The sequence below is a fragment of the Acidovorax sp. DW039 genome (assembly GCF_037101375.1).
GTDB lineage: Bacteria > Pseudomonadota > Gammaproteobacteria > Burkholderiales > Burkholderiaceae_C > Acidovorax.
In genome coordinates this window covers 45,026-56,971 of record NZ_AP029019.1, presented here as the reverse complement: position 1 = coordinate 56,971, position 11,946 = coordinate 45,026, and the positions used below count along the sequence as shown (strand labels likewise).

General features: G+C 59.5%; 15 protein-coding genes. 6 read left to right on the top strand and 9 right to left on the bottom strand.

What is annotated here, in order from left to right; translation table 11 throughout:
• Nucleotides 1–35 precede the first annotated feature (35 nt).
• Nucleotides 36–530, top strand: a complete 495-nt coding sequence (locus AACH87_RS00260) for an OsmC family protein (RefSeq protein ID WP_338796692.1) — start codon at nt 36–38, stop codon at nt 528–530.
• Between the two features lies 1 nt (nt 531).
• Nucleotides 532–1,167 (top strand): FMN-binding negative transcriptional regulator, encoded by a 636-nt coding sequence (locus AACH87_RS00255; RefSeq protein WP_338796691.1) that lies wholly within the window; start codon nt 532–534, stop codon nt 1,165–1,167.
• Nucleotides 1,168–1,287: 120 nt separating this feature from the next.
• On the opposite strand, the gene AACH87_RS00250 is transcribed toward AACH87_RS00255, so the two are convergent.
• The 6 genes from AACH87_RS00250 to AACH87_RS00225 all read right to left on the bottom strand — a co-directional run bounded on the left by AACH87_RS00250 (nt 1,288) and on the right by AACH87_RS00225 (nt 5,735).
• Nucleotides 1,288–2,682 carry a homoserine dehydrogenase gene (locus AACH87_RS00250; RefSeq protein ID WP_338796690.1) on the bottom strand — a complete coding sequence of 465 codons (1,395 nt, stop codon included), beginning with the start codon at nt 2,680–2,682 and terminating at the stop codon, nt 1,288–1,290.
• Nucleotides 2,683–2,895: 213 nt separating this feature from the next.
• Nucleotides 2,896–3,024 carry a hypothetical protein gene (locus tag AACH87_RS00245; protein WP_338796689.1) on the bottom strand — a complete coding sequence of 43 codons (129 nt, stop codon included), beginning with the start codon at nt 3,022–3,024 and terminating at the stop codon, nt 2,896–2,898.
• A 521-nt stretch (nt 3,025–3,545) separates the two neighbouring features.
• Nucleotides 3,546–3,983, bottom strand: coding sequence for an OsmC family protein (locus AACH87_RS00240; protein ID WP_338796688.1), 438 nt, complete (start codon nt 3,981–3,983; stop codon nt 3,546–3,548).
• Nucleotides 3,984–4,146: 163 nt separating this feature from the next.
• Nucleotides 4,147–4,416, bottom strand: a complete 270-nt coding sequence (locus AACH87_RS00235) for a 4Fe-4S binding protein (RefSeq protein WP_338796687.1) — start codon at nt 4,414–4,416, stop codon at nt 4,147–4,149.
• Between the two features lie 48 nt (nt 4,417–4,464).
• Nucleotides 4,465–4,866, bottom strand: a complete 402-nt coding sequence (locus tag AACH87_RS00230; protein ID WP_338796686.1) for a YkgJ family cysteine cluster protein — start codon at nt 4,864–4,866, stop codon at nt 4,465–4,467.
• A gap of 35 nt (nt 4,867–4,901) precedes the next feature.
• Complete coding sequence (locus AACH87_RS00225; protein WP_338796685.1) at nt 4,902–5,735, bottom strand: DUF3883 domain-containing protein; 834 nt, start codon at nt 5,733–5,735, stop codon at nt 4,902–4,904.
• 464 nt (nt 5,736–6,199) lie between these two features.
• On the opposite strand from AACH87_RS00225, the gene AACH87_RS00220 reads away from it, so the two are divergent.
• The 4 genes from AACH87_RS00220 to AACH87_RS00205 are packed head-to-tail and all read left to right on the top strand — an operon-like array spanning nt 6,200 to nt 8,474.
• Nucleotides 6,200–6,496, top strand: coding sequence for a type II toxin-antitoxin system RelE/ParE family toxin (locus tag AACH87_RS00220; RefSeq protein WP_338796684.1), 297 nt, complete (start codon nt 6,200–6,202; stop codon nt 6,494–6,496).
• A 16-nt stretch (nt 6,497–6,512) separates the two neighbouring features.
• Entirely contained in the window at nt 6,513–7,631 is a 1,119-nt protein-coding gene (locus AACH87_RS00215; RefSeq protein ID WP_338796683.1) for a HigA family addiction module antitoxin, read from the top strand.
• Between the two features lie 21 nt (nt 7,632–7,652).
• A complete protein-coding gene (locus tag AACH87_RS00210; protein ID WP_338796682.1) occupies nt 7,653–8,138 on the top strand; it encodes a hypothetical protein in 486 nt (161 codons plus the stop codon).
• Between the two features lie 48 nt (nt 8,139–8,186).
• Nucleotides 8,187–8,474 (top strand): hypothetical protein, encoded by a 288-nt coding sequence (locus AACH87_RS00205; RefSeq protein ID WP_338796681.1) that lies wholly within the window; start codon nt 8,187–8,189, stop codon nt 8,472–8,474.
• 55 nt (nt 8,475–8,529) lie between these two features.
• On the opposite strand, the gene AACH87_RS00200 is transcribed toward AACH87_RS00205, so the two are convergent.
• From AACH87_RS00200 to AACH87_RS00190, 3 genes are read right to left on the bottom strand one after another with little or no spacing between them, the layout of a single operon-like run.
• Nucleotides 8,530–9,411: a plasmid partitioning protein RepB C-terminal domain-containing protein gene (locus AACH87_RS00200; RefSeq protein WP_338796680.1), complete on the bottom strand. Its 882-nt coding sequence runs from the start codon at nt 9,409–9,411 to the stop codon at nt 8,530–8,532.
• Complete coding sequence (locus AACH87_RS00195; RefSeq protein ID WP_338796679.1) at nt 9,408–10,310, bottom strand: ParB/RepB/Spo0J family partition protein; 903 nt, start codon at nt 10,308–10,310, stop codon at nt 9,408–9,410. The genes AACH87_RS00200 and AACH87_RS00195 overlap by 4 nt, the downstream gene beginning before the upstream one ends.
• Nucleotides 10,307–11,869 (bottom strand): recombinase family protein, encoded by a 1,563-nt coding sequence (locus AACH87_RS00190; RefSeq protein WP_338796678.1) that lies wholly within the window; start codon nt 11,867–11,869, stop codon nt 10,307–10,309. The genes AACH87_RS00195 and AACH87_RS00190 overlap by 4 nt, the downstream gene beginning before the upstream one ends.
• Nucleotides 11,870–11,946: the final 77 nt, after the last annotated feature.

Here is an 11,946-nt window from a genome sequence, read left to right as displayed (position 1 = left end):
AGAACCATTGTAAAAACCACTGCCGGAGCCCACCCATGGCCGCATCGCACACCGCCACCGTCATCTGGACCCGTGGCACCGACGATTTCCTCGACAAGCGCTACCACCGCAGCCACCAATGGCAGTTTGATGGCGGTGCCACGGTGGCGGCGTCGTCGTCGCCCCATGTGGTGCCGCTGCCATATTCGGATGCCGCGGCGGTAGACCCCGAAGAGGCTTACATCGCCGCCTTGTCGAGCTGCCACATGCTGTGGTTTCTGGACCTGGCCAGCCGCGCAGGCTGGCGCGTGAACCGCTACACCGATGCCGCCGTGGGCACCATGGCCCCCGATGCGCAGGGCCGCCTCATCGTCAGCCATGTGCAGCTGCGCCCGGTCACGGTGTTCGACGCTGCCCACGCGCCCACCGAAGCGGCCCTGACCGAGCTGCACCACCGTGCCCACGAGGCCTGCTTTCTGGCCAACTCCGTCAAAACGCACATCGACTGCAGCCCTGTGCTGGAAGTGGATGGAACCGCAGAGGGAGCCTGACATGGCCAACGCCAACCGCCAGTTTCAGGTGAACGACCCGGCCACGCTGCAGGCCCTGGTGCGTGCGCAGCCCCTGGCCACGCTGGTGGTGGCGCAGGCCGGGGCGCTGCACGCCAACCATATCCCGCTGTACCTTGACCCGACCCAGGGCCCCCACGGCACGCTGCTGGGCCATGTGGCCGGCGCCAACGCCCTGTGGCCCCTGCTGCCGCAGCAGGCGGTGGCGGTGTTCCATGGGCCGCAGGCGTATATCTCACCGTCGTGGTACCCGTCTAAGGCCATCGACGGCAAGCAGGTGCCCACCTGGAACTACGCCGCCGTGCACGCCCACGGCACGCTGCGCGTGCTGGAGGGCGAAGGCCCGCTGCGCGACATGCTGCACGCCCTGAGCGACCAGCACGAGGCCCATCGCCCCCACCCCTGGCGCGTAGACGACGCCCCGCCCGATTACTTAGAAAAAATGCAGCGCGCCATTGTGGGCGTGGCGCTGGAGGTGCAGCGCTGGGAAGGCCTCTGGAAGGTAAGCCAGAACCGTACCGACGAAGACCGCGCAGGCGTGGTGCAAGGCCTGCTGGCCGAAGGTACCCCCGCCGCTGAAGAGATGGCGGCGCTGGTGCTGGGGCGGTTGATGGGGTGAGGCACGGCTTGGGGATGCTTTTTGCTATCTGATTGATAGCTGCTTGCGCCTGATGGATAAGCGCTACAGGCCATTTTGGTTTGCAAGCTGGCCTGTGCGATCACTCCCAGCCATCGCACTTCAACCCTCCAGTACCTCCACCCGCAGAGTCACCACCGGCCCTGCCACTGCGGGGTGCGCAGCCAGCGCGTGCACGGCCAGGTCGATGGTGGCCTGGGCCACGGCGTCGGTCAGCACCAGCACCTGTGCTTGTGCCTCGGGGCTGCTGCCTGCGGGCAGGGTTTTTTCACAGGCCAGCTCCACACGCTGCACCGGCACATGCTGCGTGGCCAGCCATGCGCCCACGGCCTCCACCTGCTGCGCGGTGTGCACCGGCACGCGCAGGTAGTGGCGGGTGTGCACGGCGGCGCGGGGCAGCACGGCCAGGCGCTCGTCCACCGCGTGGGCATGAAAGCCCTGGTGCGGCACGCGCTGCGCGGCGGTGGTGCCCTCCAGCCGGGCCATGTCCACCAAGTCGGCAATTACGGCCGATGCGGTTTGCTCTGAGCCCGCTCCCGCGCCGTAAAACATCGTCACGCCTGCCGCGTCGCCCTTCACCATCACCGCATTCATCGAGCCGTTCACCTGCGCCAGCAAGTGCGTGGCGGGCACCAGCGCGGGTTGCACGCGCAGCTCCACGCCTTCACCTTGCCGGTGCCGCGCCACACCCAGCAGCTTGATGCGGTAGCCCAGCTGCTCGGCGCAGGCTACGTCCAGCCCCTGCAGGCGGGTGATACCCTCCACCTGCGCATCGGCAAAGCGCACCGGCATACCAAACGCATTGGCCGCCAGCAGCGTGATCTTGTGGGCTGCGTCGATGCCTTCAATGTCAAACGTCGGGTCTGCCTCGGCATAGCCCAGCGCCTGCGCTTGCGCCAGCGCCTCGGCAAAGCCCAGGCCCTCGTCGCGCATCTTGCTCAGGATGAAATTGGTGGTGCCGTTGATGATGCCCGCCACCCACTCGATGCGGTTGGCCGTCAGCCCCTCGCGCAGCGCCTTGATGATGGGGATGCTTACGGCCACCGCACCCTCATACGCCACGGCCACGCCGTGCTGGCGGGCTGCGGCAAAGATCTCGTTGCCATGCTCGGCCAGCAGCGCCTTGTTGGCCGTGACCACATGCTTGCCCGCTCGGATGGCGGCCAGCACCCATTCACGCGCGGGGCCGGTGCCGCCTGCGGCCTCCACCAGCACATCCACATCGGGGTGGGTGGCTACCTGCATGGGGTCGTTGGTGAGGGCCACATCCTTACCCACCACGCTCATGGCGCGGGCCAGGCTGCGGGCACACACCACCACCAGCTTGATGCCCCGGCCTGCCCGTGCGGCAACCAGCGCCTGGTTGCGTGCCAGCACGCGGAAGGTGCCCGCCCCCACGGTGCCAATGCCAATCATGCCCACGCGCAGCGGGCGTGTGGCCAGCGCACTGGCGGGGCTGGACTGGGGCTCAAGGCTCTGGACGGGATCGCGGTACATCGGCTTCTCCAAACATCAAACGAACGAACAAACACGACTTGCGCAAATCGGAGTTCGACAGCCGGATCGCCTTGGGGCAAACCGCCTGCTTGAGCCCTGTTTTGCGCAAGGCATAAAAAAACCCAGCTGCCAGAGCTGGGTTTCGTGCATTCGTCTTGGGGAGAAGAGAGAGCGATCACCAGGTGGCTGCCGAAACGGCCACCTGCGCTGCGCTCAGGTGGCCGCGGTGGTAATGGTGATCATCATTCGTGCACCCATCGCCCGCGTAAACGCAGGCAGCATCATGCCCATGCACGCAAAGGCTGCGGCAGAGGTGATGGCTGTGGAACGGGTGAGCGACATAAGGGCGCAGTGTAGCGCACGCCTGCGCGCAAGGCCATCGCGCAACGCGCAGGCGGGCATGCCCGCTGCCGTGGGGTGCGGCATATGCTCTTTTATTGATAGCTGCTTGCGCTTGATTGACGGGCGCTACAAGCGTATTTGCTAAAAAATTCAGCGTAGCGGTTTTGGCTAGGCGCTGCGTTGCAGTCGGTACGCGTAGTACGCCAAGACGCGGCGCGGCAATTACGCCAGAAGCGTTTGCCAGCCGCTCTAAGAACCTGTTCAAGATCTTTTTGGGGTCGCACAAGTGTCTTGCCGGGATGGGCTGCTAGGCGCAGCGCGCAGCCAATAGCCCGTGCTATTGGCAAGCGGTGCAACAACGCAGACCGCCCGGCAAGCCACTTGCCCGAAGGGTTGGAGTGAAATCGGGCGATTGGAAGCCCCGGCTGCTTGCATGGGCACGAGCCCATGCTGCGCATCCGTTGTATCCACTCATCCCGATTGCACTCCAATGCGATCCCCAAAAAGATTTTGAACAGGTTCTAAGCCACCAGCTCAGCCTGCAGCGTGATCTCAGGCACCGCAGCCAGCGCCTTTGACAGTGGGCAATCGGCCTTGGCCTGGGCTGCCAGCTTCTGAAACGCCTCGTCGTCCATGCCCGGCACCTTGGCCTTGAGCGTGAGCGCAATGCGGTCAATCACAAACCCCTCGCCCTGCTTGCTTAGCCGCACACTGGCGGTGGTGTCCAGCGCCTCGGTGTTCACCCCGGCCTTTTCTGCCGCAAAGGCAAACGCCATGGTGAAGCAGGCCGCATGGGCCGCACCCACGATCTCTTCCGGATTGGTGCCCTTGCGGTCATCACCAAACCGGCTGGCAAAGCCATAGGGATACTTGCTCAGCGCCCCGCTCTCGGTGCTGACCTGACCTTGCCCGGCCTTACCGGTACCTTCCCAGTGAACGCTGGCTTTCTTTTCAGACATGTGCGTGCTCCTTTGCTGCGGTGGTTACCAAAGCCAGCATGGGAGCACAGGCAGATATCGCTAGTTGTGGGACATGGCCGCGTTGGGCTCGTCCACTCTTGCTCACGGCGCATGCCGCATTCAGGCTGGCGCATCCCAATGGCTGCCGTATTTCGCAGCCCTTCTACAGGCTGCGTTCAGCGTACCCAGGGGGCATGTTGTCCTCCTGCAGCCCGGCCCGTCGCACCATCGCAATCGCATCAAACGGGCACCGCACCGCGCACAGGGCACAACCCGTGCAGCCCGGCGCATCGTGCAGCACCGACTGCTTGGGCCCCCAGCGGCTGCCGCCCTGCACTTGTAGCGACAACACATGCGGCGGGCACGCCGCCACGCACCAGCCGCAGCCTGTGCAGCGGGCGGGGTCAATGGTGGGCAGGGCTTTGGCGGGCATGGCGATCCAGCGGGATGGTGGCCATGTTCCCGCCCCGGCGTAGCGCCGTCAACCGCCGCGACGCCCGTAGGCGCAATACCCTGGCTTGGGGCTCTTCTTTTGCGGGTGCAGGCGGCAGGTTTCGGGCCGTTGGTCATACACCGTGCACAGCCGCGTTTTGGGATCGAGAAAGTTGCAATCCCCACTGGCTCGCCGCGCCATGGTGAACACCACGTTCTTGTGGTTGAAGTGGTCAATCAGCCGCGCCTTCTGCAACCGCTTGGCAATGTGCCGGGGCTCTTCGTGCTCCGCCTCAAACGCATCCACCAGCCCCAGCCGCACCAAGTCAGAAAGCTGCACCTCCAGCGGCATGGTGCAGCAGTTGGCCGCACAGGTCTCGCACAGGCCTGCGCGGTAGCGGGACCAGGTGTCTAGGCGGTCAACGTCGACGATGGAGATGGGGGAGCGCATGGGTAAACGTCTACAGCCAGTGGTTTGTGTGAGGACTAAGAAAAGCTGGCGCGATATGTGATGGGATCCAGGTCACAGTGCTGGTCCAGTGCGCCTTTCAGAGAGAACAACTTTGGAGTCTGCCGATAATCAAACAGCCGACACAGCGTGAAGTCAGGACCTGCGTCTCTGGAGAAATGCAATTCGTTCTTGGATACGAAAAACGGTGTGTCTTTGCCAAACGCCGTAGTTTTCACTTCGATGAATCGCTCGCGACCATTCGCATCGAAAGACAGGATGTCGTAGCCAAGGCCATCCCCCTTTGTTTGCGAAACGTGCTCTACCCGTTCAGCCAGATCGAGCTTGCCGATACGAGCCAGTCGCCATTGCTCGTAACGGAAAACGAACTCTTCGCCAGCCTGACCTAGCGAGCGATTGCGGGATTCGATCGCTAGGTAGTCGCGCTTGATGGGTAGATTGCCGTAGCGCGGGCTTGATTCGCCGACATGGTGGCGCTTTTGCGGTGCATCGGTTTCAACCTTTGAAAAATCCACAATTTCATGGGATATCGCGGGCTGGTGCGCTGCCGCAAGTGCCAGTGAATCTAATGCGGAGAATTGGTCAACTTGCCGCTCCACTACTTCACGCAGCAGACGTTGGTAATTGGCTCGTGGTTGATACCCACGCAGGTACGGGCAGCCCAGATGGATGAGCACCGCACTGATATTGCAGTGCTTGAATTCAATCGAACCGGCAGAGCGACCATTGAGCTTTTCAAGCAAGGCGCGACGGTGCGCAGCCTTGCTGTAGGTCTGACCAGCCAGTTCAAGACTGAGCATCTTGAGGTAGTCGGCGACAACTGCTTCTACCTCGGCATGAGACCAGTCCACGATCGGTTCAACCGAGTCGGCTGACTATGTTGTAGGTTCTCACTGAACCTGCAAACCTTGAGCCTTGCGAGCCAATGGCATTTGCACATTCAGTAGGAACGGCTCTAGGAATCATTCTCATAAACCCGCAAAAATCCTACACGGTTACGGACCCAGCTCAGTTGCTGAGAGTTCGTGCTGAAACCTTTCATGTACTGGCTAGTTAGACCTCGGCTCGTCTTCGCGACTGCGCGATGCCGCTTTTGTGCGGACGATCTGGCCGATCAACTCCTGCTACTGCGCCTCGCTTTCAAGGATAGTAATCATATCGCCCTGAGATAAACGAGCCTCTTTGGCAACATCTTCCTGGCTCAGGATGTTTTACAAAACCGACCGTGCTTAGTGAGAAAAATGAACATCCATCTTTACACATGGTGTAAAGATGGGATTGACTAATGGTGCTGTTTTTGTCTAGACTCGTTCCTATGGAAGTGGAGTTCGACGATGACAACCTAGACCGCCTCGAGACCGACCCGCAGTTCACTGCTGGCTTCTCGCAGGAGATCGTTCGGTCGTACCGAAAACGGATGCAGCAGATTCGAGCGTTTCGAGATGAGCGTGATTTCATGGCCTTGAAGTCGTTGCACTTCGAGAAGCTAAGAGGGGATCGTCAGGGACAGCATTCAGTGCGGCTTAACTTGCAGTGGCGCTTGGTCTTTGAAATCCGTGGAGATAAGCCTTGCAAGGTCATCGGCATCGTCGAAATCGTTGACTACCACTAGAAGTTTTGGAGAGCCTATGAACGCACGAGTACCCGCCGAAGTGTTCCCGCCAGGCGAGTTCCTGCGAGAGGAACTCGAGGCGCGGGACTGGAGCCAGCAGGAGCTGGCAGACATCTTGGATCGACCGCCACGGCTCGTGAGCGAGCTCATAGCAGGCAAGCGAGCTATCACGCCGGAAACAGCCAAAGGTCTCGCGGAGGCCTTTGGCACGTCGCCGGAATATTGGATGAGCCTGGAGAGCCAGTACCAGCTTTCCAAGGTGACGGTGCCCAACGACAAAGTAGCGCGAAAAGCTCGCCTGTACACCCAGTTCCCGGTGCGCGAAATGCTGCGCCGCGGATGGGTACGGGCCAGCGAGAGCATTGAAGTCCTGGAACAGCGTTTTTGTGAGTTCTTCGAAATCGCGGATGTCACTGCGACTCCTCAGCTGAGCCACGCCGCGAAGAAGACGCATGCCATGGCAGATACCACACCACTGCAGCTCGCATGGCTGTTTCGGGTGCGCGCCATCGCAATTCAACAAGTTGTGCCGACGTATTCGAAGGCAAAGTTGTTGTCAGCTATCGAGAAGCTAAGGGCGCTGACTCTCGCTCCTGAAGAAGTTCGCAATGTCCCGGGCATCCTTGCAGAAGCCGGTGTTCGGCTGGTCCTTGTCGAGTCGTTGGCCGGGTCGAAGATGGACGGTGCTTGCTTCTGGCTGGACAGCAATAAGCCAGTAGTTGGCATGACTCTGCGGTTTGATCGTATCGACAACTTCTGGTTTGTACTTCGTCACGAGCTTGAGCATGTTCTGCGCGAGGATGGCAAGGCAGAGAACCGCGCGGTCATCGACACCGACGTTGGGCACTCGAAAGCCGACCTGCCCGAGTGTGAGCGCTTAGCCAACGCCGCAGGAGCCGACTTCTGTGTCCCGAAGGCCGAGCTTGATGACTTCGTTGCGCGAGTGCAGCCCTACTTCTCTGAAGAAAGAGTTCTTCGGTTTGCCCAACGCATTCAGGTCCATCCGGGGCTGGTGGTCGGCCAGCTACAGCGTCGACTCGACCGCCACGACTTCCTGCGCAAGCACCAAGTGAAGGTACGTGCATTCGTACTGCCCTCGGCTGACGTTGACGGCTGGGGATCGTTCACCGAGTAACTACCGCCATTGGAGATTCACATGTCCGCGTATGGAAATCAGGTTAAGGCATATATTGAGCGCTATCAGTCCGAGGTCGGAGGCGACGGCTTGCTCGATCCTCATGCTGTCGCAGAGTGGGCGTACAGAAACGGCCTGCACAAGCCAAGCGTGCGCACTGTGGTCGATGCGATTGCTTCAGACGTCTCACAGTATTTCCGTGAAGAGTACCGCACCGATGAAAACGGGCAGCGTTATCGGGCCAAGCATGCGGTGCGATTCAAGAAAGGCGACCGCACGATGTCACTGTGGGCGGACATGGACGACGAGAAAGCGCCTCGGTCACATTTCGTCAAATCGTTCGGACAACGACGGCAGCAAATCGTCGGCGACTGTTTCCAGCTCAAAACCGATGTGGATGTCTACAACGGCAAAAACCAGGACAAAGACCCGATTCAGGTTCCCCTGAATTTCACCCTTGACGTTGAGGAGCTGCAGCTCCCGCTTAAAGGCAAGAAGGCGGCTTGAAGACGTTTCAACGATTTTGCTCTGACCTGCACACATGGAGGAAAAGACATGCCGATTGCCGAAGCGATCCGGACTCAGCATCTGTTGACTTTCAACTACGACGGGTACACGCGCACAGTCGAGCCACACACGTATGGCACTGACCGGAAAGGGAACCGCGCTCTACGGGCCTATCAGGTGGGGGGCGGTAGTGAGTCCGGTGAGGGTATAGGTTGGAAAATTTTCCATGGGCGCGACATGAAGGGCCTCGCGGTACTTCCCCATTCTTTTCAAGGACCGCGCCCCGGCTACAAGCGCGCGGACCAACTGTTTGCGCGCATCGAAGCGCAACTTTGAAGCGATGTATTAGGCGCGCGGCAGTGCTGGCGCGCTCCCGATGGAGCTCAAATACTCAAGCCTCCACAGTCGTCATCTCCACGATCTTGGCAAACTCTTCCAAGACCTCTGGGAAGTGGGTCTGCATGTACCGCAGCACGCGCGCGTTGTCTACGAGCTTGACGATGTAGCCACGGGCAATCATCAAGTTCAGCATGTCCTCGCTGTGAGATTGCTCCGCCAGCTTGTATTGCCCCAGCAGATTAGTCATCTCATTTTCCATCCGCGCGACTTGCTCTTGTGACATGCCTGAGTTGCGAACCGTCTTCTTGCCGCCGACAAGCATTTCTTCGGGTGTCGCTGCAAGCATCGCGCGGGCGTAGCTTGCGGTCACCGTGTTGGCGGCCACCATGAGTTCCGCACATTCGACCTGGCGAGTGGGCTTCATGCGTCGCAACACCCCGGTGACTTCTGTCGAGAATTGGTGATCTTTCAGGATCTTGGCCACCTCATTACAAATCCCGTCGAGTAGGCTGCGCTTCTTTTGCAGCAAACTCACATCAATGCATAAACCCTTGGCGAGCTTCGCAGCAGAAATACCCCGGTCCATGGCGCGGCGGATCATGATGTGCTCTTGGATGGTCGACAGGCGGTTTAGCTGGTTGTTGTACGTGAAAGACTCGTCGTCGGTAGAGACCAAACAAGGAATCTCATTGAGCTCCAGCTCTTTCATGGCCATTAAACGCAAATGTCCGTCTAGGATGAGATGCCGTGAGGTCTTGCGGTCGACCGCAGTGACAACTAGGGGTTCAATGAGACCAATCTCGGCGATGGATTCTTTGATCTGCCGGAACTTGTGCGTCCCTGTGATCTTCTGGTCGAGCTTGACCGACGGAAGAAGTCGGTCGACCTCAATCATGAGCGGTTTGGGCAGGAATCCAAGGGTTGTGGATGTCATATAGAGCCTCCACTGCGGGAAACGCGTTCGGCGAGGTACTTGGGCAAGGTGTCCAGCCCTTCCAATCGAAGGATGTTGACCAGATTCTCGTCGCCCAGCATCTTTCTCAGTGCGCCGTATACAAAGAAGAGTCGTTGCTGGACGAGAGACGATTTGCGGATCATGATGCGCTGGCGCTCAACCTCTGTCTTGTAGGCGCGCACCAAGCTAGACGAGGTGATGTCGACAGGCTTTCGAGGTGTGGAACGTGCGATGGAGCGTCCTAGAAACTGGCGCCGCTCCACCAGCTTCTTCGCATACATCAGCTGCGGGCCACGCAACTCGCCAGATTCGTAGGCTTCTTGCATTGCCATCTGCACTGCCTTGTCGTCGTTGCCGGCACCGACGATGAGAATGGCTACGGTAATCGGCATCTTGCCGCGCTCGACGGCAACCAGCAATCGCTCCTCCCCCTTGTCGACCAACTCAAGAATGTGTCTCACATAGGACTCGTGCAGGTTGGTTTTGCGTGCGATGTCTTGGGCAGAATGGCCTTTATCGCGTAGCAACGTGATGCCGCGTAGCAGTTCCAGGGGTTGATGTCGTCTCCGCGCGACGTTCTCCGCAAGGCTCATGACGAATGCATCCTCGTCGGAGACCATGACCACAAGGGCTGGAATGCGCTTCTCCCCCAGTTGTTGGAATGCCTTGAATCGCCCTTCACCACACACCAGTACATAGCGCTCTGCACCGTCCTCGCTTGGACGCGGTGTAACTGTTACAGGCTTCTTTAGGCCAACTGCTTCGATGTTTTCCACAATAGCGCTGAATTTGCGCTGGTCACGATCGCGCGGATTTAGGATCTCAATGCGGTCCATCGGGATCATGCGCAGTTCGGGCAGAGAAAGCGGCTCGGTCATGCCGCTCTCCGTAGCCGCGTCCGTGCTGCCATTCCGTAGAAGTAGTCCAGATTGTCGAATCTATAGTTCTCCAGTTCCACTGGATTGTGTTCTCCCAAACTAATGCGGGGATTACCGAAGTCCAGCCTTGGCCACAAGTAGTAATCCAGAGCAGACTGGTTGGAAAGATCCAGACGTACCGCAACTGCGAGATCGGGGGCAAGCCCCGTGTCGAACCGCATCTTCCAGAACAATTGCCCAGATTCGCGGCGCTGACAACGAGCCAGAACGATAGAGACGCTGAACTCCTCATTGATATACAGGAGATCGGTGAGTGGATCGCGTCGTACGCTACCGCCCAACGCCGCCATCTTCTCCTCGGTTTGCACGACGATGGCCGGATGCATCCGGCGCAGATGCCGGTTGATTTCGACATATTGAAAATCGCGCGATGGGACGAAACCAACAAGTTTGTAAGCACGTACCAAGCTGCCGAAGCGATGGGCGTAGACCGAAGAGGATGGCATGCCCTCAGTCGAATTGATGATGAGCCCAGACAGCGCTTGGTGGTGCTGAAAGAGGTTGCGAAGTCGCTCGATCAACTCCTCGTCTGAATAGCGGCGTGAGCGTGCGCGGATGATGCCTTGCGCGGTGTAGAAGTCCTGCTTGGCGACGATGGCAGGGAAGGCGTCTTCCTTACGAATCCACATATCCGAAGGATTGACAACTCTCAGCTTGCGCAGCTTGAAGGACACCCGGTTGTAGACGTTGCTGCCGATGTACTTCTCGTTGATGAGGACCTCGTGAACGGTGGCTCTGTTCCATTCGCGACCCAGATCTGTGCGGATGGCCGAGCCGTTCAATCGCGAGGCGATCTCCGTTTCAGACAAGCCGTCATTGACGAACCAACGGTAGATACTTTGAACGACCTGCACCTCTTCCTGGGGGCCAGGAATCAACACGACCCTGTCGGTTTGCAAGCTTTTGTGCTCACCACGTGCCAATTCAGCTTTGCTCGTCCCCGTCTGATCAACTAGTAGTCGACGCAATCCAAAGCCCGCAGGTCCTCCTTGTCGGTAACCTAACTCGATCAGCCGGCACTGGCCTGCAAACACTTTCGTTGACAACTCCCGGCTGTACTCGCCAGCCATGGTTCGCTTCACGCCCTTGACGATGGTTGAGATGGGCGAGCCATCATTCTCAAACTGCTCCGCGCAGTAGACCACTTGGATACCTGCCCGCTTGCACCGATATTCGTAGTACGCGCTCTCATCCGCATCTTGGAAGCGTCCCCAACGGCTAACGTCGTAGACGAGCACCATGGAGAAGTCCGCCGCACCCGATTCCACGTCCTCAATGAGCTGTTGCAAGGCGAGCCGCCCGGTAATCCGAAGCCCGCTCTTACCTTCGTCGGCATAGGTTTTCACCACCTCAATCCCGCGTTGCTGGGCGTACTCCCGAATGCGAGCGACTTGGTTATATGTGGAGTATTGCTGGTGCTCAGTCGACATCCGCACGTACTCCGCCGCGCGGAAGTTCGATTGCTCATTTTGTGGCAATGGAAGTTCGCCCTTATCCATCGTGCAGCTCCTCAACAGACTCGTGGTGCTGCGCCACGAGGTCATCGGCTACCTGGAAACATCTCCCTGGTCAGCAA

What these genes read in the sequence shown, in the direction of transcription:
- AACH87_RS00260 (WP_338796692.1), top strand. Translation starts at nt 36, where the DNA reads ATGGCCGCATCGCACACCGCCACCGTCATCTGGACCCGTGGCACCGAC.
- AACH87_RS00255 (WP_338796691.1), top strand. Translation starts at nt 532, where the DNA reads ATGGCCAACGCCAACCGCCAGTTTCAGGTGAACGACCCGGCCACGCTG.
- AACH87_RS00250 (WP_338796690.1), bottom strand. Translation starts at nt 2,682, where the DNA reads ATGTACCGCGATCCCGTCCAGAGCCTTGAGCCCCAGTCCAGCCCCGCC.
- AACH87_RS00245 (WP_338796689.1), bottom strand. Translation starts at nt 3,024, where the DNA reads ATGTCGCTCACCCGTTCCACAGCCATCACCTCTGCCGCAGCCTTTGCG.
- AACH87_RS00240 (WP_338796688.1), bottom strand. Translation starts at nt 3,983, where the DNA reads ATGTCTGAAAAGAAAGCCAGCGTTCACTGGGAAGGTACCGGTAAGGCC.
- AACH87_RS00235 (WP_338796687.1), bottom strand. Translation starts at nt 4,416, where the DNA reads ATGCCCGCCAAAGCCCTGCCCACCATTGACCCCGCCCGCTGCACAGGC.
- AACH87_RS00230 (WP_338796686.1), bottom strand. Translation starts at nt 4,866, where the DNA reads ATGCGCTCCCCCATCTCCATCGTCGACGTTGACCGCCTAGACACCTGG.
- AACH87_RS00220 (WP_338796684.1), top strand. Translation starts at nt 6,200, where the DNA reads ATGGAAGTGGAGTTCGACGATGACAACCTAGACCGCCTCGAGACCGAC.
- AACH87_RS00215 (WP_338796683.1), top strand. Translation starts at nt 6,513, where the DNA reads ATGAACGCACGAGTACCCGCCGAAGTGTTCCCGCCAGGCGAGTTCCTG.
- AACH87_RS00210 (WP_338796682.1), top strand. Translation starts at nt 7,653, where the DNA reads ATGTCCGCGTATGGAAATCAGGTTAAGGCATATATTGAGCGCTATCAG.
- AACH87_RS00205 (WP_338796681.1), top strand. Translation starts at nt 8,187, where the DNA reads ATGCCGATTGCCGAAGCGATCCGGACTCAGCATCTGTTGACTTTCAAC.
- AACH87_RS00200 (WP_338796680.1), bottom strand. Translation starts at nt 9,411, where the DNA reads ATGACATCCACAACCCTTGGATTCCTGCCCAAACCGCTCATGATTGAG.
- AACH87_RS00195 (WP_338796679.1), bottom strand. Translation starts at nt 10,310, where the DNA reads ATGACCGAGCCGCTTTCTCTGCCCGAACTGCGCATGATCCCGATGGAC.
- AACH87_RS00190 (WP_338796678.1), bottom strand. Translation starts at nt 11,869, where the DNA reads ATGGATAAGGGCGAACTTCCATTGCCACAAAATGAGCAATCGAACTTC.